Origin of the sequence: Sphingobacterium sp. xlx-96 (genome assembly GCF_011007365.1) — a bacterium.
Taxonomy (GTDB): Bacteria; Bacteroidota; Bacteroidia; order Sphingobacteriales; family Sphingobacteriaceae; genus Sphingobacterium; species Sphingobacterium luzhongxinii.
In genome coordinates, this window is the sequence record NZ_WFKM01000007.1 from 80310 (window position 1) to 102067 (window position 21758).

A 21758-nucleotide genomic window follows, 5' to 3' on the forward strand; every position below is an offset into this window, starting at 1 on the left:
AATTATTAAACTATAAGATATGAAAATCGTTTTACTTGGTTATGGAAAAATGGGGCAACTTATTGAGAAGTTTGCACTCAAGAGAGGTCATGAAGTCGTACTTATCGTAGATGCCAGTAATAGAGATAGTATCGGTGCCGAAGATCTTGAAGGAGCAGATGTTGCTATCGATTTCAGTACACCAGAGGCTGCATTGTCCAATATAAGTTTGTGTTTTGAAGCAAACCTACCTATCGTAGTGGGTACCACCGGATGGTACGAGCATATGCAAGAGGTTAAGGAAACTTGTCTTGAGGCTGAGCAAGCTCTTTTATATGGATCCAATTTTAGTATAGGTGTAAATGTTTTCTTCCATATCAACAGACTTCTGGCTCATGCTATGAATCCCTATAAACAATACGATGTACAGGTTGAAGAAATTCATCATATTCACAAATTAGATGCACCTAGCGGGACTGCCATTACAATAGCTGAAGGAATTCTTGATAATTATGAGTCAAAATCTTCGTGGGTGAATGAAGTCGTCGGTGCGGAAAACGATGTGATTAATAAGCCGGACGAGTTATTGATCGAAAGCCTTCGCATCGAAGAGGTTCCCGGTACGCATACGGTACTGTATAGCTCTGAAGTAGATCAGATCGAATTTAAACATACAGCCCATAACAGAGATGGTTTTGCTTTAGGTGCCGTTGTGGCAGCAGAGTGGTTAAAGGGACGTACAGGTTTTTTTCAGGTTACTGAGATTTTTGATTTTAATAAATAATAATAAGTACTGTAACATTTGAATTGAACAGTCGACGTATAAGAAGTCATCATTAAAACTTTTGACTTTAGTCGTGTTTTTAATTTCTGACTTTTAAATTTTACTATTATGTGGTATATCGTTTTTGGAATACTGACTGTTATCTCGCTCTACGGGCTTTGGCTATTGTTTAAAAAAGCTGGTAAACAAGGTTGGGAAGCAGTGATTCCTTTTTATAGAGAATATGTCATGGCCCAGCTGGTTGGTAGACCGACATGGTGGATCGTTTGGCTTTTCGTGCCTATCGTAAATATTTTTATATTTTATGGTTTTTACCTGGATCTGATTAAAGCTTTTGGCAAGCGTCGTTTTTGGGAGAATGCGGCAGCAGTTCTTGTTCCTTTTATAGTTCTTCCGATGTGGGGTAAGGATCCTGCTGTCAAATATTTGGGACAGCCTAATACCGAGGAGTTTAAGAAGAAATATCCTTACAAGAAATCTGTAGCCCGCGAATGGGCCGATGCAATCATTTTTGCGACTGTGGCAGCATCCTTAATTAGAGGTTTTCTTATTGAAGCTTACATGATTCCTACAGGTTCTATGGAGCGCAGCCTTTTAGTGGGTGACTTTTTGTTTGTGAGCAAGTTGAATTATGGGCCACGTATTCCTAACACGCCATTGGCATTTCCATTTGCCCATCATACCATGCCTATTACAGGAGGTAAAGCTTATTCCGAATTAGTTAAAATTCCTTATAAGAGGTTGCCAGGCTTTGAGAATATCGAACGTAATGATGTTGTTGTTTTCAATTTTCCTATGGAAGCAGATGCTCCTTACAATAGGCCTGTGGACAAACGGGAGAATTATATCAAACGTGCTGTAGGGGTGCCTGGTGATGTCGTGGAGATGAAAGGAGGGAATTTGATTGTTAATGGTAATACAGGCTTTGATTCTAATGATGTACAATCTGCCTATATTGTGTATACCGACGAGCGTGGACTTGATCCAGATATTTTAGTGGACAAACGTTTCGAATACATGGAATTACCTGATGAGAATGGACGTATTGTTGCCTACCTGCTACACGTTACCAAAGAAGAGATACAGCAAGTCAGAGGTTGGTCTAATGTGACAGAGGTAATGCCGTATAATAATGACAGCGCAGCCTTTCCAAAAGACAATCAGTATAACTGGAACTTTCATAATTTTGGGCCATTAACTGTGCCCAAGAAAGGGGATGTTGTTCAGATAAATGATCGTACCTATCCGATTTATCAACGCTTGATTACAGTTTATGAGGGAAATACACTTGAAAAGCGAGCTGATGGTTTTTATGTTAATGGAGTCAAACAGGCTACTTATACTATTAAAATGAATTACTATTGGATGATGGGAGATAACCGTGATAACTCTTTGGATTCTCGTGATTTTGGATTCGTTCCAGAGGACCATGTGGTAGGGAAAGCCTTGTTTACTTGGTTGAGCTGGGATAAAGATGGAACTTTCTTCTCGAAGATTCGTTGGAACAGGATATTTAGAGGAATAAAATAAAAATAACCAACGAAGTGCAATAAAAAGCCCTAAGTAAAACAATTTACTTAGGGCTTTTTATAAGATTAAAATAATCATTTAGGCTTTTAAAGCAGCTAAATAACGTTTTATGGTTTCTTCGAGACCAAGATAAAGGGCATCTGCAATCAATGCGTGTCCGATGCTGACCTCTAATAAATCAGGAATATGTTGGTTAAAGTAAGCTAGGTTATTTAAGTCTAGATCATGACCTGCATTTAACCCCAAGCCGAGTTCGCGTGCTTTTAACGCAGCTTGATAATACGGTTTGATCGCTTTTTCCCTGTCAAACCCAAATTCAGCGGCATAAGCTTCCGTGTACAACTCGACGCGATCGGTTCCGGTTTCTGCAGCTCCTTCAATCATTTCGACGACCGGATCTACAAAAATAGATACACGGATTCCCTCTTTTTGAAATAGGCTGACCATCTTTTTAAGATAATCTCTATGCTTGATCGTATCCCAGCCATGGTTAGATGTTATTTGTTCAAGCGCATCAGGTACCAAGGTGACCTGTGTGGGATTGTTGGCTAATACCAAGTCTATAAATTTCTGTTCCTGACAATTACCTTCAATATTAAATTCAGTTTGGATTTCAGCTTTAAGGTCGTATACATCTTGATAGCGTATATGTCTTTCGTCTGGACGAGGATGTACCGTGATGCCTTCAGCTCCGAATCGCTCGGCGGCAAGTGCCGCAGCAAGAACGTTGGGGGTGTTGCCTCCGCGAGAATTACGAAGGGTAGCCACTTTATTGATGTTTACAGATAGTTTTGTCATGTTTAGCATATTATTACGTAAAGATAGTTAAAATCAAGTTAATACCTTTTAGACGTAATTATGGAGATTGTTTTTATTAAAATGGAAGGTTTTTTATGCGCCTCTCTGCCGGCGCAGGGCATGTTACTTTTGGAGCAAAAGTAACCAAAACTTCTCGCTCGAACATTTTGGCTGTAAGGGTAGGGCTTTCTCCTACTAATGCCAAAATCTTCACAGGCGAGATTTAGCTAAAATGTACGTTTTATATCGACAGTATTGGTGCCATACATCGAGAATTGAAGAATCGCCGTAAGTACTACTTCGTACACTTTAAATTATGTCACCTTGGCGGATTGCCAATAGCAGGAATGGGAAGGCTTTGTGGCAATCCGGCACAGTGACGAGTTTTTTGCATACTTTTTTGCGGGAAAAAAATATGGGACAGTCACGGCCTGAGTGACGACATAAAAACCTTCCTTTAATATCGACAGATCGTTTCTTTTTTTAAGAAACTCCCTAACATTTACACGATACCAAGATCATACGACGCAAAGAGAGGTATTATCTTTATAAAACTATTGAACAGGAAGAAATCTTGGTATTAATTTTTTAAATTGCATTACAAATGGAAGGACTAAGCTTTAATCTACTCGAAGGATTCCGGTTACTGGATATTATAGATATCTTTTTAGTTGCTGTCATCGTGTATTATGTGTACAGTTTAATAAAAGGTACTATTGCTGTTAATATCCTGTTGGGGGTAGCATTATTTTACGGAATTTATCTGGTAGTGAAGCAACTGGAAATGCGCCTATTGACGGAAATATTCGGTGTGTTTATTTCTGTAGGCTCAATAGCATTAATTGTCGTCTTCCAACAAGAGATAAGGCGTTTTTTGTTGCATATCGGTAAGAATATCTCCATGCGCCGTAAGAAGTTTTTTTGGACTTTTTTGGGGGCTAAGAAGACGGCACAACAGGATCATTCCGAAAAGATAAAACCTATTATAGATGCTTGTAGGAGTATGTCCAGGTCACGTACCGGAGCCTTACTGGTGTTTTCTAAGTATTTTGATGAAGAATATTACCAATCCAGTGGCGAGTATATAGATGCTCCTGTATCTAAGCGATTACTGGAGAGTATTTTCTTTAAAAATAGCCCCTTGCATGACGGAGCTGTCGTCATTGTGGATTTTCGTGTGATGACAGCGAGTTCGGTGTTGCCATTGTCCGATAGTGAAGATCTTCCGCCACAGTTTGGATTAAGACACCGCGCTGCTATAGGTGTCACGGAGGTCTCGGAGGCTGTCGCCGTTATTGTTTCTGAAGAGACAGGTGAAATTTCCTTTGCCAAAGATGGTAATGTAAATATGAATCTTAGTCCGGAAGAACTGGAGGATCTCTTGAAAGAAGAGCTGTAGTGTTCGGTTCTTTTATGTGTTGTTAGAATATTTTTCGTTAACCTCTTTATTATTCTGATTTTTATTCGGCAAAACCTTTGTTGTCATGTTTTATTAAAATCTATTTCTTAAATTTACTGAAGTATAAACTTTAAATTTGATCGTATGCATTTTGATGAAAATGAGCCACTTGATATTGTTTTGAATGATTTATTTGATCATTACAGGTCTAATGTTTCGGACGTTAATAAGATTACAGATGCTTTATTGGCAAAAGGGGTGATTGGATCACAAGAAGATATTGTCAATGATCATATCGCATTTCGGACACTAGGAGTTCCCCATCTAGGAATTAAATCTTTTGAGAAGATATTCCTAGCATTGGGTTATGAAAAGCGGGATTATTATCATTTTGAAGGTAAGAAATTGGACGCATACTGGTTCTCTTCTCCTCAAGAAGGATACCCACGTATATTCGTTTCTGAACTTCGCGTACAGGATCTAAGTGCGAATGTGCAAGAGATAATACGCAAATATACTTCTGCCATTGTAGCCGATCCAGTCGATTCTATTGATTTGAAAAATGGTCAGGAAGTTGCCGATTTCCTTCAAAAGCCACTATGGGGTCTGCCCACTTCATCGGATTATAAATCGTTACTGGCAGAAAGCGAGTATGCAGCCTGGGTGATTTACAACCGATACTACTTAAACCACTATACCATCAGTATTCATGAATTGAAAGATGGTTTTAATACATTAGAAGAGTTTAATTCCTTTTTAAAAAGTATCGGAGTGAAGCTTAATAATTCTGGTGGGGTGATCAAAACCAGTGATGACGGTTTGTTACGACAGAGTAGTACTGTATCTGCATTGTATAAAGCACTTTTCGCAGATGGTCAAGTATTAGAGATAGCAGGTAGTTATGTAGAGTTTGCCGAGCGCAGTGTATTGCCCCAGTTTAGTCATTTAGATAAATCTGAAGTTGGTGTCAAGCATCGTAGGGACGGTTTTGAAGCCAATAATGCAGATAAAATTTTTGAAAGTACGTATACTGCGCAAATTAAAGGTTCGTAAGAAAGATCCATGTAGCAATGGCTTCACAATTACGAATGAGTTTAGTTTGGATGCTCCTTAGGACAGATAAAAATAAGATTATACACATAATAAAAATTGGCAGTGGAAGAGAGGTTACAGGAATTAGCGCGCGCTATGGAAGGAGAGTTGTATAGCGATCACCTGATGCGTACACTCTATGCGACAGATGCTTCGGTTTATAGGGAATTGCCGTTGGCGGTAGCATTCCCCCAGCAGGAATCTGATATTGAGAAACTGATTCAATTTGCAATAGCCAATAGTACATCGCTCATCCCTAGGACTGCAGGTACTTCGTTGGCGGGTCAAGTTGTAGGTGCAGGTATTGTAGTAGATGTTTCTAAGTATTTTACCCAAATTTTGGAAGTCAATACGGATCAGCAATGGGTGAAGGTGCAGCCTGGTGTTATTCGCGACGAGTTGAACATGTTTCTAAAGCCCTTGGGGTTATATTTTGGGCCAGAGACATCCACAGCAAACAGAGCGATGATAGGGGGCATGGTTGGAAATAATTCCTGTGGATCCAATTCATTGATTTATGGCAGTACTCGAGAGCACACACTAGAGGTCACTGGATTTCTTTCTGATGGTACTAAAGCATCTTTTAAGGCATTATCTTTTGATGATTTTATCGCAAAATGTGACCTGCCTTCTTTGGAAGGGGAGGTGTATAGACAGATTCGGACTATTTTAGGCGATTACCATAATCAGGAAGAAATCCGTACCCAGTTTCCCAAACGCAGTATCCATCGACGTAACACAGGTTATGCGATTGATCTGTTGTTAGCAGCAGATCCGTTTACGGCGGGAGGAGATCCGTTTAACTTCTGTAAGTTGATCTGTGGATCAGAGGGAACACTATTCTTTATGACCGAGATCAAGCTACATGTGGACAAGTTGCCGCAAAATCCAACAGGTTTGCTCTGCGTACATTTTCACAGGTTAGACGATGCACTCCGTGCTAATCTTATTGCCTTGGCATATCAGCCCTTAGTCAGCGAGTTGATGGATCACTATATTTTGGAATGTACGGTTGGTAATCTCGAGCAGCGCCAAAACAGATTTTTTGTAGAAGGAGTGCCAGAAGCTATTTTAATTATCGAATATGATGGTCCCGACGAGGCTGCAATACGAGAGAGGATTGCAAAAGTGGAATCTGCAATGCGAAAAGAAGGTCTAGGTTATTATTTCCCTATAGTTTTCGGGAAGGATAGAAAGAAGGTCTGGGATTTACGCAAAGCTGGGTTAGGACTGCTAAGTAATATGCATGGTGATGAAAAACCCGTTGCAGTGATTGAAGATACGGCTGTGGCTGTAGAGGATCTGCCTGATTATATCGCGGATTTTAATACCATTCTTGATAAATATGGTTTGTATTCCGTGCATTACGCGCATGCTGCTACAGGTGAGTTGCATCTACGCCCTATTCTGAATCTCAAAACAAAAGAAGGGAATCTTCTTTTTCGGAAGATAGCTTTCGAAATTGCAAAGTTGGTGAAGAAATACCAAGGCTCTTTAAGTGGGGAGCATGGCGACGGGCGACTACGTGGGGAGTTTATACCCTATATGATTGGCGAACGTAATTATCAGCTGTTGAAAGATATCAAGAAAAAGTGGGATCCTAACTGTATTTTCAATCCTGGGAAGATCGTTGACACACCAGCGATGAATACATTTTTACGTTATGCCCCTGGAGGAACGAAGAAGAAAATAGAAACAGTTTTTAGATATCCTGGCCAAGATATATTAGGACATGCGGAACAATGTAATGGTTCGGGAGATTGTCGAAAGTCATCCCTTTCTGGCGGGACAATGTGTCCTTCCTATATGGCCAGCCGTGATGAAAAGGATACCACACGTGCAAGAGCCAATATATTGCGGGAGTTTTTGACGCACTCGCCCCGAGAGAATCCTTTTGACCATCCCGAGATAAAGGAGGTGATGGAGCTTTGCCTGAGCTGCAAGGGATGCAAAATAGAATGTCCTTCTAGTGTTGATATGGCAAAAATGAAAGCTGATTTTTTACAGGGATATTACGATGCACATGGCGTACCGTTACGTAGCCGTTTGATTGGAAACGTGGATCGTCTTATGTATTGGATGTCTTATATACCGAGTTTCTACAATTGGTTCGTGCAAAATCCGATTGTAGGAAGGTTAGCTAAGCGTATGATAGGATTTGCTACGCATCGGAGTCTACCTTTGTTGGGGGATATCCCCTTGAAAAAATGGTTCTCAAATAGAGATAAACCAATTCGAAAACGAGAACAGATCAAAGGGACTGTGTATTTCTTCTGTGATGAGTTTACCAACTACAATGATTTAGAAATAGGGCAGCAATCCATTCTATTGTTAGAGCGATTAGGTTACGAGGTTTTGATGATTTCGCATATGTCCAGTGGAAGAGCCTTGCTTTCTAAAGGATTGTTGCGGGATGCGAAAAAGCTAGCTAATAAAAACGTGAAATTGTTTGCTTCCCGTTTGACAGCTGAGACACCACTAATATCTGTAGAGCCTTCTGCGATATTAACATTTCGCGATGAATATGTTGACTTAGTCGATGTGGAACTGGAACCTGAAGCAAGAAGAATAGCTCCGTATGCCATGCTTATGGAAGAGTTTTTGGTACGTGAGTTTGAAAAGGGAAATATATCCTCCGATCTATTCGATTCGGCAGAAAGGCGACTTTTGTTGCATACGCATTGTCAACAGAAAGCTTGGAAGCTACAAGGTTATACAGAAAGTGCGTTAAAAATAATGAAAGGAGCTGTGGTAAAAGTGATACCTTCGGGGTGCTGTGGGATGGCTGGTTCATTTGGTTATGAACAAGAACATTACCAATTGTCTATGCAAATCGGTAATCTGGTTCTATTCCCTGCTGTTAAGGAAAAGGTCACGGAAGAGATTGTAGTTGCTCCAGGTACAAGTTGTCGCCATCAAATAAAGGACGGCACAGGAGTAAAGGCCATACATCCTGTTCAGGTACTGTATGAATCGTTGATTTAGTCTATAAACGCTGTTTTCCAGTTTTTTTTGTGTAGAATGTTAGCCAGCAGAACGATTGAATCTAGAAAGCATATTAAAGGAGATAACCGATAACGTCATTTCGACCTTGTGGAGAAATCTATAAACTATACAGCAATAATTTTAGTTTTTAAATTTCTGCGTTTCGGTCGAAAATGACGTATAATAGAAGTTTCTATTTAATAGCCTTTAATGCTTCTGTATTCAATTTTATATACTCTGGATTGTTTCCTTTTGTAGCCATATCGATACCTTCTTGTGCTGCTTGTTTAGCAGCTGCCTTATCCCCGGCCTTAGTTAAGATTCTTGCTTTCCAGTATTTGATGTGCGGAGCTGTAGTGTTGCCTTCATCCGCTTTCTTAACCCAGTCTGCTGCTTTTTTGATGTCCAGGTTGTTGTTGAAGTAATATTGAGCTGCTTGGAAATAAGGTTTTTTATCACCCTCCATCGCTTTTTCTATACCAGCTAAGATTTCTTTTGATTGATCTGTTGTAATCGTAAATCCTACTTTTGTCTTCTCCCAGGCTAATGTAACTTTTGCAGATTTAGTGTTTACATCCTCAAAAGCAATGGTAAATGTCTCCACATTACTATTTAACATTTGGGGTTTCACAGTAAAGCGTAGTAAATCCTCTGCTTTGTTGTATTGATAAGCGCCCCATTGCTTTACATTTTTGCTTAGAATGATAGTCCATTCATTCTTGTTAGGAATAGTAAATAGCCCATAGGTTCCTGCAGGTACTTTGTTGCCCTCGATGGTTACCTCTTCCTCAAATGTAATGCTTGGGATATTATTTGCTCCTGTACGCCATACCTCTCCGTAAGGGACAAGTTGTCCGAATATGACACGGTTATTCATGTTTGGACGTTGATAGTTTAGAGTTATGTTTTTGATGCCTAGTCCTTGTGTGATGTTCTGTGTACTACTAGCCGCTGGCAATTTAATTTGGGCATTACTGATCTCAGTTCCGAGAAAAAATGCTGTAGCTGTCGCTATCGAAAGAATTATCTTGTTCATATGTGTATAATTATTTTATGATCCGCTAGCCTGCGGATCGGTTTGTTTTTTATGGTTATATGGAATACTCTTACTTGTTTGTAATTTGTATAATAGTAGCATTCCATTTCTATATTGTTTGTTTTTTTGTTGAGGTGAATTTACGAAAAAAAACTTAGGAATATAGGAGATTTTTAAAGGTTCAGGGTGAGCCTGTTTATAGGCTCACCCTGAACTTGACCAATGAAATATCCATGTTGCGGCACTGTACAAACGCCAATGAATGTAATTACTTCGTAATCTCGTTACACTCGCTTTGGATCCGCCGCTTGGCGAATGGCAGTTCAGCATCAAATACCTATGAGGCAGTACTATTTATTTGTATAATATACGGAATTTTATCGTATGGTCGATCTGTTTTAGTTGCTTCAGTAAGCTCCTGTCATAGTCGGTATCAATATCCGTCACCGCATAGCCAATGTCTCCACGGGTCATCAAGAACTGGGCTAAAATATTAATTTCATTCGCTGCGTATACATTGTTCAATTGAGCCATGATCCCCGGCGTATTTTTATGGATGTGGAGCAGCCTGTGTCCTTTTATTTTTTTAGGAAGAAGTAGATTCGGGAAATTTCGACTTTGATCGGTATCACCGTTATTAATAAACTCGGCCATACGTCTTGGAATAAATTCGGCATTATGGCTTTTATTCTTCTTATCATCAAACACAACGATTCCTTTTTGACTACATATTGATTTACTGATCCGTCCTTTAATGTCCCCTAGATACCCGATAGTTTTAAGTTTGGATGCATTCTCGAGCTGTTCATCGGACACTGAAACGCCTGGTCCGAGTAAGAGCATGCCTACGTCTTTCGTATATTTATCTTCAAACGTATCTTTAATTCTTATGGAAAAGCCATCTCTCTTTAGAATGTGACTGGAAATCTTCGGTACATCCCCTACGATGAGGCACAAAATCCTGTTTTTGGGATAGGATATCGCACGTGGCAAGTCATTTACATATAGAAATTCATCAAAGCTTGGTGTCACATGGTCGGCTTTTTCAGTAACACTCTGCCGAGAGATGTTCTCTGTGAAGGCAAAGAATTTCTCAATAAGACCAGATTCCTTAAGTTGAAAATCCGAATAACCATCCCCTATGCCGAAAATACGACCTTGGATATTTAATTCTTTTAAAAGCTTGACCTTACCGCCTTCATCCGATAGCGGATTGGTGTCATCATAGCCAATGATATTATCGTTTTCATCAAAAATAAAAGTATTGGCGTAGATGTTTTCTGTCTTTATGCCGTACGGAGAAACTACTGGAGTGATAAATTCTTTGAAGCCACCAGATACAATCCAAGCGGTATCGGTATTGTTTTTGAAAAACTCTCTATTGCGATCAAATGATTTTGAAACCTTTTTTTTGAGTTGTGATATAAGTTTTTTTAAGTGATCTCGGTTCGCTTTCAATAAGGCTACTCGGCCAGCTAGGCTCTCGCGGAAAGAAATCTTTCCTTCCATAGCCAGATTGGTGTAACGTTCTATCTCCTGATATACTTTTTCTTGGTCAGGGTCGCCTTCAAGTGATATCCGGGCGAGTTCGTCAAGCGCTTCTACCTGGGTGAAGGTGCTGTCAAAATCAATGATGTAATAATGTTTCATTGCTGTAAATGGTTTTAGGTTATGAGCCAGATATAAATGCTAAGTGCATATCAGACGCATAGTATTTAGATTGTTGTTGTGTGTTTTGTATTATGAGGGTGGAACAAGTTCTAAAGGTTAATAGTTCGTGTTTCACTTTTTATAAATATGTTTCTGCTATTTCTTGAAGTGTTTTGTTGAGTGGTTTGAAAGAATAGTTCAATTCTTTTTTGATCTTGACATTCGAATACATAAGTTTTTCTGCAGAAGCACGTGCCGATTCCTCTGTTAATGCCGGGCGTCCCCCTTTCACCAAGGCTATGAGTCTAGCAGCTCGCCAAGCAATTTGAAGCATAAAGGGTCTCGCAGCAATTGTTGGAGCTTTCTTACCCAGGAGAGAGGCAATTTGTTCTAAGAGTTTTTTATTCGAAATGTTCTCACTATTGAGCACATAACGCTCAGCAGTAATCTCTTTCTTTTCCATCAACTGTAGCATAATTTCTGCAACATCATCTACATCGACAATGCCTATCGATCCGGGAGGATAGATTTTGATACCCTTCTGTACGAGGTCAAAAATAACAGCCGATCCCGATTTGGTATTACTGGCTCCCATGATGACCGATGGGTTGATAATCACTGCGTCAAGTCCTTCCGTGATACCGCGCCACACTTCAAGTTCACTTTTATACTTTGATAAGGAATAATTGGACATGTGAATGTCGTACTCCCATTTATCTTTTTCGTCGACAGGTCTTCCTAGTTTATTGCTGCCTAATGCAGCTATGGAACTGACATGTACTAGCCGTGCACCGTGTTCTAGTGAAAGGTTGACAATATGACGGGTGCCTTCAACATTGACATGTAGCATCTGCTCAGCATCGTCTTTTTGGTAAGAGATCTTGGCTGCACAATGGTATACCTGTGTTACCCGTTCGAAAATATCCGAAAGAGCGAAGTAATCTGTAATATCAGCGTCTACCCATTCGATTAGTGAAGATGCTTTTAGACTTTCCGGTATGCAGGAAGTTGTCCTTTTTAAGGCGATTACCGCATTCCCTTTTTCGATGAGGCGTTTAATTACAGTTGAGCCTAAAAAACCTGTTCCTCCTGTTACTAATATCACTGTTATCTTATTATTGAAATACTTGATGTACTCAAAGATAACCCATTGCTGTTTGCAATGCAAATTATAGTGGGGCTAGAAGAGGAAAATTGAAAGGTGGTTTTTGTTGAACACATTTATTGTCGCTCTAGCTGCGGGAGGGCTCCTACTTTTGTCTTACTAAAAGTATACAAAAGCGTGTCGCTGTACCGTATCGGCACAATGGTTCATTATTTCTGCTATTGCCGATCCGCTAAAGTGGCATGATCTAAAGTGTACGAAATAAATCCTCTTGTAAACTCTTCAATTTGGTATTAATGAGGTAGATGTGGCTAATGGACCGTGCGTTTTAGCTAAATCTCGCCTGTGAAGATTGTGGCATTAGCAAGAGGAGGTCCTTCCCTTACAGCCAAAATGTTCGAGCGAGGAGTTTTGGTTACTTTTGATCCAAAAGTAACATGCCTGAGCTGGCATAGAGGCACAAAAAGAAAACCTTCTTTTATATTAAACAATGTAAACATCACTTCCAATACAATAAATTTATTGGTTACTTTGCTTTCTCAATATTTGTGGATATTTTTGATTCTTATACTTTTTACTTCGGTCTATGTCATTAGCAGATTTTTTTTCACCTATCGTTATTACAGATTTTTCCTCCAAAGAAGGTTACTTCAACTCACAGTTTGGTCACATCGTTGAGGCCTACATCGATGAGTTTCCGGTTCTGAATGATCCAGATAATAAGCCTCAATTAGCGATTGTCGGTGTAGAGGAAGATCGTGGTGCTATTGGCAACAAAGGAGCGGCAAAGGCTCCTAATGCCGTGCGTAAACATCTGTACGAGTTGTATCAAGGAGATTATAATGTTTCCCTTGTGGATCTCGGTAATATTAAACCTGGAAATCGGATAGAGGATACTTATGCTGCTTTACGTTTGGTCGTTGAAGAGCTGGTGAAATACGACATACTTCCGATAATTATTGGAGGCGGACACGACCTGACTTATGCACAATATCGGGGTTACGAAGACTTGGAGCAACGTGTCGAAGTGGCTATTGTGGATGCCAAGTTTGATCTGGATCAAGCCAGCACTCAAGATACACCTTTAAATTCAAATACTTACCTTAATCACATTATCTTACATCAGCCAGATTATCTGTTTAATCTGAATAATGTCGCTTATCAGACCTACCTCGTAAGTAAAGAGTCGATAAATATGTACGATAAGCTTTTTTTTAATGCGCAGCGTGTAGGAATGATCGCGGGCAAGTTGGATCAAGCTGAACCGATTATTCGGGCTGCGGATATGGTAAGTTTTGACATTGGTGCTATCCGAGCATCTGAGGCCCCTGGGAATGCCAACGCTGTACCTAACGGTTTGTTCGGTGACGAGGCCTGCCAGCTGGCGCGCTACGCGGGGATGTCGGATAAATGTAGCTCAATAGGCTTCTATGAATTTAATCCGACTTACGATCCGATGGAACAGACCGCGATGTTGGTCTCGCAGATGATCTGGTGTTTTGTGGATGGTTATTATAACCGTAAAAACGATGCGCCGTTGGTTCCTAAATCAGCTTATATTATATATCGGACACCGTTAGAAAACGAAGCGCACGAGTTGGTTTTCGTAAAAAGCAAAAAGTCGGATCGCTGGTGGATGCAGGTGCCTTATTTTGGTACAAAGTCCGTCAACGAAAGATTTTATCTGGTTCCTTGCCGATACGAGGATTATCAGCTAGCTGTAGCTGGCGAAATGCCTGATTTATGGTGGCGTACACACCAAAAATTACAATAATTGCCTCTGATAACAATGGAATATATATATATAGCCTTACTTTTTGTTCTGATAGTTGCCTGTGCTTATTTGCTTTGGCGCAATGGGCGCTCTGTTTCTAGAGAAGCCTATGCGGCTGCGCTGGCAGAAAAGCAGCAGTTGGAAATTTCGGCTTCCAAGTCAAATCATCATGTTGAGCTGTTGGCCGAAGAGCTACAATCGCTCAAAGATGTGTTGGAAAGAGAAAGGCAGGAGAGACAAGCGGTAGAACGTACTTTAGAAGGGACTAATGCCTATTTGCAAGCGCAGCAGGAAAAGTATGTAGAGCAGAAGGAAGAAATATCCCATATAAAGGAGAAATTTAATGCAGATTTTCAGGTGCTAGCCAATAGAATTCTTGAAGAGAAAACACAAAAATTTACCGCCTACAATCAGGAACAAATGGGTAAGTTGTTGGATCCATTGAAAGATAAGATAAAGAGTTTTGAAGAGCGAGTAGAAAAGACCTATAATCAAGAGGCGGCCGAACGTAATGTGTTGAAAGGTGTAGTGGAGCAGCTCATGCAGCAGAGTCTGGAAATAAAAAACGAGGCAGGCAATTTAGCGCGTGCTTTGAAAGGGGATACCAAAAAGCAAGGTAACTGGGGAGAGGTTGTATTGGAGCGTGTTCTGGAACGGTCTGGATTAAATCGGGATCAGGAATATCGTATGCAGGTTTCGTTGGCTGATGATCAGGGGCGTCGATTTCAACCGGATGCTGTCATAGATCTACCCGATAATAAACAGTTGGTTGTCGACTCCAAAGTTTCACTCGTGTCGTATGAGAAGTTTGTGAATGCCGTGACGGACGAAGAAAGAGCGATACACCTAAAACAGCATGTGCTGTCTGTGGAGAACCACGTAAGGGAACTTTCTGTCAAGAACTACCATAGTCTATATGGAATACATTCGCCCGACTTTGTCTTGCTATTTATGCCGGTTGAATCGGCTCTAAGTGTGGCTGTAATGCACAAGCCTGAACTCTTTTCAGATGCTTGGGATCGAAAGGTAGTCATCGTAAGTCCTTCTACACTATTAGCTACGCTGCGTACTATAGCGGCAGTTTGGAAGCAGGAACGTCAAAATAGAAATGTATTGGATATCGCACGCGAAGCAGGTCTGCTATACGATAAATTTGTAGGCTTCCTTACCGATATGGAACATATACAAAGTCATCTGGACAAAGCTTCTGAAAAGCATGGTGAGGCGATGCGTAAGCTCACTTCTGGTGCTGGCAATATTGTACGTAAGGTCGAAAACCTAAAGGTTTTGGGGGCTAAAGCGAATAAGCAGATCGATGACCGCTTTTTAGAGGGGTAATTTAATACCCCATTGCCTTGTCATCTCCTCTGGGATCCGCACCTGTCTGTAATCTGCCATCAGGAAGGATTACGATATTTTCAACCCGCCCTATAGGTCCTCTCTTATTGATTTTGTACCCGTCTTTTTCTAGACTCTTTCGGGTTTCTAGGTCGATAGCTTTTTCCTCTACATCAATATAATCGGGTTTCCATTGATGGTGAAAACGTGAGGCCGTTACCGATTCCTGTGCAGTCATGTCGAATTCTAGCACGTTTAGTATCGTCTGTAGGACAGAGGTGATTATTGTCGATCCACCGGGAGTCCCCACTACCATGCTCAGTTTTCCCTCCTTCTCGATAATAGTCGGAGTCATTGCCGAAAGCATCCGTTTTCCTGGCTGTATTGCATTGGCTTTCCCTCCTAGCAGTCCATACATATTGGGAGATCCCGGTTTAACAGAGAAGTCGTCCATTTCGTTGTTGAGCAGAAAGCCTGCGCCATCCACCCAGACACAAGAACCGTAGGATCCATTTATGGTTGTCGTAAGAGAGACAGCATTGCCTTCCTTGTCCACGATACTGAAGTGAGTTGTCTCTTCGGATTCGTAGCCGGGGAATTTGCTGGCTTTGATACTTTCGCTATTGGTCGCTTTTGCCAAGGACACCTTGGACATACGGAGGTTATTAAAGGAGGAGTCCGTAAGCTGCGGCACGGGCACATTGTAGAAGTCTGGGTCTCCAAGGTATGTAGCTCGATCTGCGTAAACTCTACGTTCGGCTTCAACAATCGCACGAACTGTGCTGTCTGCCTGGAATCCCCATTGTTTTAAAGGATATCTTTCAATTGATTGTAGCAAAGCTAACAATGCTATACCTCCACTGGAAGGTGGTGGCATTGAAATGATTTTATACCCTTTATAGTAGCCTATGATAGGTGCGCGCCATTGTGCGTTATAATCTGCTAAGTCTTGATGCGAAATAATTCCATTTCCTCGTTTCATTTCCTCTACGATATAATCGGCAGTCTTTCCTTTGTAAAAACCATCACGTCCTTTTTGCGCAATCCGTTCTAGCGTTTCAGCTAATTCTGCTTGTCGGAAAAGATCGTTTTTGCGCCATAGATCCTCTTTGATAATAGCTGCGCCTTGTAGATTATATGCTTGAAATCTTTTTTTGTAGTGATTAAACTCTTGGGCTTGTTGGGCCGTAATAGGGAAACCTTCCTCTGCTAACTGAATAGCTGGGGCCAATAATTCTTTCCAAGGAAGACTGCTGTATTTTTTGTACGCCTCATCCATTCCTGCGACAGATCCTGGTACACCGGCCGCGAGCTGTCCATATAGACTAAGGTCAGTTATAGGATCTCCTTTTTTATCCAAATACATGTCGCGAGAAGCTGTAGAAGGTGCTTTTTCGCGAAAATCCAAAGCGACAACTTTTCCATCTTTGCTACGATAGACCATAAATCCTCCTCCCCCGATGTTGCCAGCATTAGGATATACTACGGCAAGAGCGAATTTGACAGCGATGGCAGCGTCAATGGCGTTTCCTCCTTTTTTCAAGATATCGATACCGATGGCAGAAGCTATTGGATGAGCGGTAACTACAGCGCCGTTTTTGTAGGTATGGGTATCTTGATTGTTGGCCCGCTGTTGCGTAGTACAGCTTGTCGTGATATAACAAAAGGCTATAAATAACCAAAAGTGTTTCATCGTTTTTTTTTATTGGGAGTGGTTATGTCGGAGCGATATAAGCGTCAATACGCCACTCAATTTGAAATTAGTTTAGTCTTTTTTGTTAAAGATACTTATCTTCAGCTAAATTATCGAATATGCGCTATTTTGTTTTTATCCTATTCCTTTTTGCGAATTTTGCTGTATCAGCACAGACTGTTCGCGTATTGACTTATAATATCCATCATGCAAATCCACCTTCCAAGCCGGGAGTAATTGACATAGAAGCAATAGCAGATGTAATTAATAAGGTCGATGCGGATGTCATCGGTATACAAGAAGTCGATGTTAATGTATCTCGTTCGGCACATATGGATCAGGCTAAGCGACTTGCAGAACTTACGAATACCAACTATTACTTCTCTAAAGGTATCGATCTTGAAAAAGGGGAGTATGGAATCCTGATCTTGAGCAAGCATAAGATTCTTGGGCAGAGACGATATGATCTACCTATGCCGGTAAAGAGTGAAAATCGTTCTTTAGCAGTTATTGATGTTGCATTGTCGAATGGAAAGACAATCTCCCTAGCGAATACGCATCTGGATCTTAAGGAAGAAAATAAAATCGCCCAGGCAAAATTTGTTAATGAGTTGGCTGCTGAGTATAAGCATCCTTTGATTCTGGTTGGCGATCTTAACGCTGCTCCAGCTTCGGAGCCTATTCAGCTATTTGAACAGAAGTTTGTACGCAATAAAAAAGATAATGCACCAACTTTTCCTAACATCAACACGAAAGAAGAAATAGATTATATTTTAGTTTCAAAGCCCACTAAGTTTGAATGGAAGAAATATAAGGTCATAGATGCTTCTTATCCTTCTGATCATTTGCCTTTGTTGGCAGAAATCGTTTTGAAATAGTATACTCTATTTGAGTTTCTCATTGTTCTGGTGGCGTTCGGCATCACGAATACTCTTTTTATTCAGATTTTTTTCCAAAGCCTGTGTTAAATCTATGCCGGTTTGGTTTGCTAAACAAATGAGTACAAAAAGCACATCCGCCATTTCGTCCGACAAATCAACTTCTTTATCTGATTTTTTAAAAGATTGTTCGCCATATTGACGCGCCATAATACGTGCGACCTCTCCGACTTCTTCCATCAGCATTGCTGTGTTGGTCAATTCATTGAAATAACGGATCCCGGTTGTTGTAATCCATTTGTCGACGATTTCTTGTGCTTCTTTGATTGTCATTTTTTTTAATTGTTGAGTGTTAATGATAAATGGTTAATGTCATTAAACTAACCATTAATAATTATCTTTATCCTTAGTGTTCATCATAATGGTGACAGGACCGTCGTTTCTAAGATCGATCTTCATATCAGCACCAAAGATACCCACTTGGACTTCTTTTCCTAGGAGTACGGACAGATGTTGAGCCATTTGGATGTACATCGGTTTGGCTTTGTCGGGTTTTGCTGCCCGTATAAAAGACGGGCGGTTTCCTTTCTTAGTCTGTGCAAATAGCGTGAATTGAGATACAAGAAGAATATTTCCTTCGATATCTTGTATGGATTTATTCATCAGTCCCTGCTCGTCACCGAATATACGTAGGTTAACCAATTTTTGCGAAAGCCATTCCATATCCTGTTGACTATCTTCATCTTCAATACCTATCAATACCAATAAGCCATTACCTATCACTCCGGTCACTTGTTCGTCTACGGTGCACGAGGCTTGTGTCACCCGTTGTATTACTGCTCGCATGGTTCAAAGTAAAAATTAAAAAGTGAAAAGTGGAAATTATTCTTGTTGGAAAAGAAGATCCCACTGTAGCACATCATTCTGTGTACAGCGGGATATAATTTGTTGAAGGTTAGTAAACCTGTTTTTCTAAAAACGAATGTTTAAGCCTAGCATAAAATTAGTGGTTGCCTGTGGGTAGTAGAAATTGTAGTAATCCCTTTCGGCTCTGTTTTCAAATTTCTGTCCCCAAGTGTAGCCATTTGTTGTATACTTCGCGTTGAAGATGTTATTAATCATGAGGTTGCATCCGATTTCTTTAAGTCCTAAGGCCGAGAATGTATAGTTTGCCAAGAAATTGTTTACAAAAGAAGGGTCAATGGATCTTTCCTCTGCTGAAGTATTGTCTAGGTATAGACGTGATACATATTTAGACAATAAACTGAAAGAAAGCCTGTCAACCGGAGTGTACGTAAAACTATTAGAAAGAATAGTCGACGCAGATTTCGCAATTTTCGTGCTTCCTAAATTGCGCGAGTCTTCTCTTAGGTAGTTCCAGTGGGTGTCGTTATCATATACCTGATAATATTCGACAAAGTCGTATATTTTATTGTCGCTCAGCGCAGCTGTTGCTGACCAGGTGAGTGTGCTACTGACCCTCCATGAAGCATCAAGCTCTAATCCGATACGGTGACTTTCAGGGATGTTCATACGTAACTCAGCTCCTGTATCATTCAATGTTCCGGTTGGGATCAGCTGATCTTTGTACAGCATTGCATACACATTTGTCCCTATGTTAAACCCTTCGCTACGGAAGCGATAGCCTAGCTCGATATCTTGCATGCGTTCCGGCTTCGGGAACTCGTTTCTAGGATTTTCTACATAATCTTTACGTACAGGTTCCTTGCTTGCATATGCGTAAGATGCATAAATGTTTGAGTTGCCGTTAAGGAAATAGGTGGCGCCTACTTTAGGGTTTACAAAGTTTAATTTGTCGTTGAAATCCAGATCTTTGATTTTGTCGTCATCGCCTTTTACGGTATAATTTACGTTGCGGTACTGTACATCAAAATTGAAAAGCCATTTGTCTATTTTATAGTCGGCTTTAACGTACATATTAAAATCGTACTTTTGTGCATCATTCAGGTAGTATTTGCTGCCGGGGTTAGGATTGGCATTGAATTCGTCCCAAATGACCTTGCCGTAATGATCTCCTTTGTACTGATTGTACCCCCCACCAAAAATGAAGTTCCATTTATCGGAAGCTCTATAGTCAAAGGAGTAAATGAGTCCATAAAAATGGTTGTCCAGCCAACGCTGACGGATAAGGTCTGATTTCTTGATGATTTCCTGTCCGACGGTAACATCAGGTATCCCATATTTTATGAGTTTATCTTTTGTGCGATACTCTTCGTAATAGCCTGCACCACGGGTGTAGTGTAAAGCGGAGTTGAATTTCAACTTTTCACTAATAACGTTGGTGTACTGCAGATGGCTATGCGTCTGCGTGTAGTTGTCGGTTTGATTGTCGTATGTGTAGTAGTTGTACTTTCTATCTGCATTTAGCAGACGGTCGTATTCTGGACCATCATATAATCCAAAAGCTTCATTTGCATATTTGATAAGAAGATCTTTATCGCCAGTCAGGAGGGGTTCGGGGGTTCCGTACCATGCCTGATAGGTTTTCTCTTTACCCGTGAAGACTGTGGCCTTCAAGGTATGTTTGTTGGTGTATAGTCCCGCGTCCACATAGAGCGATCTTAGATTTGACGATGCGCGATCAACGTATCCATCGGATACGATCCGTGATAAGCGGGTGTTTATAGCGAACTTGTTGCTCATCAGACCAGTTCCACCTTTAATGGTGTTTTTCCAAGAATTGTATGAGCCGAAGGAATTGTTTAATTCGGCGTAGGGTTTTTCTTCTAGTACATCAGTCTGGATGTTTAAAGAGGCACCGAAGGCACCGGCGCCATTTGTGGAAGTACCTATACCCCGTTGTATCTGTATGCTTTCTGTACTGGAGGCAAAGTCAGGTAAGTTGACAAAAAATGAGCCCATACTTTCGGCATCATTTAGCGGGATACCATTTAAAGTCACGTTAATGCGTTGGTTGTCAGAGCCTCGGATCGTCATATTAGTATAACCAATCCCTGCGCCAGCATCAGATCCGATAACTACCCCAGGAGTCTGATCGAGTAGGTAAGGAATGTCCTGACCTAGATTTTTCTTCTTAATGTCTTCTTTTGTTAGATTTTTGAAGGTTGTCGCCGAATTTTCCTTGGCACGGGTAGCATAGACCAAGGCTTCATCAGCTTGTATAACAGCGGCTTGAAGCATGATATTGATGCTTCGTTGCCCAGTGGTTAATGGGCCAGTAAAAGACTTGTATCCCAAATAATGGACTTTGATTGTTCGATTGCTTTTCGGACCTATCGTGAATATAGCTATTCCGGATTTGTCGGTTTGTTTGGTGGTGTTGTCCATAGTCACGGTTGCGCCATGTAACAATTGTGCTTGACTGTTTGTCACTGTTACCTTAACATTTTCCTGTGCTATCACAACGATAATGGTAAGTAATCCTAGCAAACCAGTAGCAATAAGATGCTTAATCATAAATGTAAAATAATTTGAGTTAAACCAAACTATTGCAAGGGGTTACAATAGCGATACATTTAACCGCCCTTTCCCTACGCTGGCATTATCCAGATCAGGTGCTCCCGAGAATACTCGAGACGGGTATAATCTCAGCCTTACTTTATGTTCTGATGAACGAGGCACCCCTTTTCGATGGCGCAAACATAGAATATTTTTTTTACAAAACAAAAGTTCATTTTTTTTGTGTAAAATAAATTACTTAATTTGTCAAGAGTATTGGTTTAAAGCAATATTTTG

16 protein-coding genes and 1 riboswitch are annotated in these 21758 nt (G+C 40.6%); of the genes, 8 read left to right on the forward strand and 8 right to left on the reverse strand.

The window, feature by feature from the left end; all coding sequences use genetic code 11:
* The first annotated feature begins 19 nt into the window (after nt 1-19).
* Both dapB and lepB read left to right on the forward strand, forming a co-directional pair.
* A complete protein-coding gene (gene dapB, locus G7B20_RS10605) occupies nt 20-763 on the forward strand; it encodes a 4-hydroxy-tetrahydrodipicolinate reductase (RefSeq protein ID WP_164111036.1) in 744 nt (247 codons plus the stop codon).
* 108 nt (nt 764-871) lie between these two features.
* Nucleotides 872-2293: a signal peptidase I gene (gene lepB / locus G7B20_RS10610; RefSeq protein WP_164111038.1), complete on the forward strand. Its 1422-nt coding sequence runs from the start codon at nt 872-874 to the stop codon at nt 2291-2293.
* A gap of 78 nt (nt 2294-2371) precedes the next feature.
* Here lepB and G7B20_RS10615 read toward each other — a convergent pair whose 3' ends face one another.
* Nucleotides 2372-3091: a pyridoxine 5'-phosphate synthase gene (locus G7B20_RS10615; protein WP_164111040.1), complete on the reverse strand. Its 720-nt coding sequence runs from the start codon at nt 3089-3091 to the stop codon at nt 2372-2374.
* A gap of 604 nt (nt 3092-3695) precedes the next feature.
* On the opposite strand from G7B20_RS10615, the gene cdaA reads away from it, so the two are divergent.
* The 3 genes from cdaA (at nt 3696) to G7B20_RS10630 (ending at nt 8567) form a co-directional block, all read left to right on the forward strand.
* Nucleotides 3696-4490 (forward strand): diadenylate cyclase CdaA, encoded by a 795-nt coding sequence (gene cdaA, locus G7B20_RS10620; protein ID WP_164111042.1) that lies wholly within the window; start codon nt 3696-3698, stop codon nt 4488-4490.
* A gap of 144 nt (nt 4491-4634) precedes the next feature.
* Nucleotides 4635-5543: a DUF1338 domain-containing protein gene (locus tag G7B20_RS10625; RefSeq protein WP_164111044.1), complete on the forward strand. Its 909-nt coding sequence runs from the start codon at nt 4635-4637 to the stop codon at nt 5541-5543.
* Between the two features lie 102 nt (nt 5544-5645).
* A complete protein-coding gene (locus tag G7B20_RS10630) occupies nt 5646-8567 on the forward strand; it encodes an FAD-binding and (Fe-S)-binding domain-containing protein (RefSeq protein WP_164111046.1) in 2922 nt (973 codons plus the stop codon).
* Between the two features lie 193 nt (nt 8568-8760).
* On the opposite strand, the gene G7B20_RS10635 is transcribed toward G7B20_RS10630, so the two are convergent.
* The 3 genes from G7B20_RS10635 to G7B20_RS10645 all read right to left on the reverse strand — a co-directional run bounded on the left by G7B20_RS10635 (nt 8761) and on the right by G7B20_RS10645 (nt 12358).
* Entirely contained in the window at nt 8761-9603 is an 843-nt protein-coding gene (locus tag G7B20_RS10635) for a DUF2911 domain-containing protein (RefSeq protein ID WP_164111047.1), read from the reverse strand.
* A gap of 354 nt (nt 9604-9957) precedes the next feature.
* Nucleotides 9958-11253, reverse strand: coding sequence for an HAD-IB family phosphatase (locus G7B20_RS10640; protein WP_164111049.1), 1296 nt, complete (start codon nt 11251-11253; stop codon nt 9958-9960).
* Nucleotides 11254-11392: 139 nt separating this feature from the next.
* Nucleotides 11393-12358 (reverse strand): SDR family NAD(P)-dependent oxidoreductase, encoded by a 966-nt coding sequence (locus tag G7B20_RS10645; RefSeq protein WP_164111051.1) that lies wholly within the window; start codon nt 12356-12358, stop codon nt 11393-11395.
* A gap of 586 nt (nt 12359-12944) precedes the next feature.
* On the opposite strand from G7B20_RS10645, the gene G7B20_RS10650 reads away from it, so the two are divergent.
* Both G7B20_RS10650 and rmuC read left to right on the forward strand, forming a co-directional pair.
* Nucleotides 12945-14132 carry a formimidoylglutamase gene (locus G7B20_RS10650; RefSeq protein ID WP_164111053.1) on the forward strand — a complete coding sequence of 396 codons (1188 nt, stop codon included), beginning with the start codon at nt 12945-12947 and terminating at the stop codon, nt 14130-14132.
* 15 nt (nt 14133-14147) lie between these two features.
* Nucleotides 14148-15470: a DNA recombination protein RmuC gene (gene rmuC, locus G7B20_RS10655; RefSeq protein WP_164111055.1), complete on the forward strand. Its 1323-nt coding sequence runs from the start codon at nt 14148-14150 to the stop codon at nt 15468-15470.
* 1 nt (nt 15471) lies between these two features.
* Here the strand turns inward: rmuC and ggt are convergent, their stop codons facing one another.
* Complete coding sequence (ggt, locus tag G7B20_RS10660; protein ID WP_164111058.1) at nt 15472-17163, reverse strand: gamma-glutamyltransferase; 1692 nt, start codon at nt 17161-17163, stop codon at nt 15472-15474.
* A gap of 119 nt (nt 17164-17282) precedes the next feature.
* Between ggt and G7B20_RS10665 the strand changes: the two genes are divergently transcribed.
* Complete coding sequence (locus G7B20_RS10665) at nt 17283-18041, forward strand: endonuclease/exonuclease/phosphatase family protein (RefSeq protein WP_164111060.1); 759 nt, start codon at nt 17283-17285, stop codon at nt 18039-18041.
* 6 nt (nt 18042-18047) lie between these two features.
* Here G7B20_RS10665 and G7B20_RS10670 read toward each other — a convergent pair whose 3' ends face one another.
* From G7B20_RS10670 to G7B20_RS10680, 3 genes are all read right to left on the reverse strand, one after another.
* Nucleotides 18048-18374 (reverse strand): nucleotide pyrophosphohydrolase, encoded by a 327-nt coding sequence (locus tag G7B20_RS10670; RefSeq protein WP_164111062.1) that lies wholly within the window; start codon nt 18372-18374, stop codon nt 18048-18050.
* 54 nt (nt 18375-18428) lie between these two features.
* Nucleotides 18429-18887 carry a D-aminoacyl-tRNA deacylase gene (gene dtd, locus G7B20_RS10675; RefSeq protein ID WP_164111064.1) on the reverse strand — a complete coding sequence of 153 codons (459 nt, stop codon included), beginning with the start codon at nt 18885-18887 and terminating at the stop codon, nt 18429-18431.
* Between the two features lie 126 nt (nt 18888-19013).
* The gene (locus G7B20_RS10680) at nt 19014-21479 is read right to left on the reverse strand and encodes a TonB-dependent receptor (RefSeq protein ID WP_164111065.1); all 2466 of its coding nucleotides are present in this window, start codon (nt 21477-21479) and stop codon (nt 19014-19016) included.
* 54 nt (nt 21480-21533) lie between these two features.
* Nucleotides 21534-21658: riboswitch (TPP riboswitch) on the reverse strand.
* Between the last annotated feature and the right edge of the window lie 100 nt (nt 21659-21758).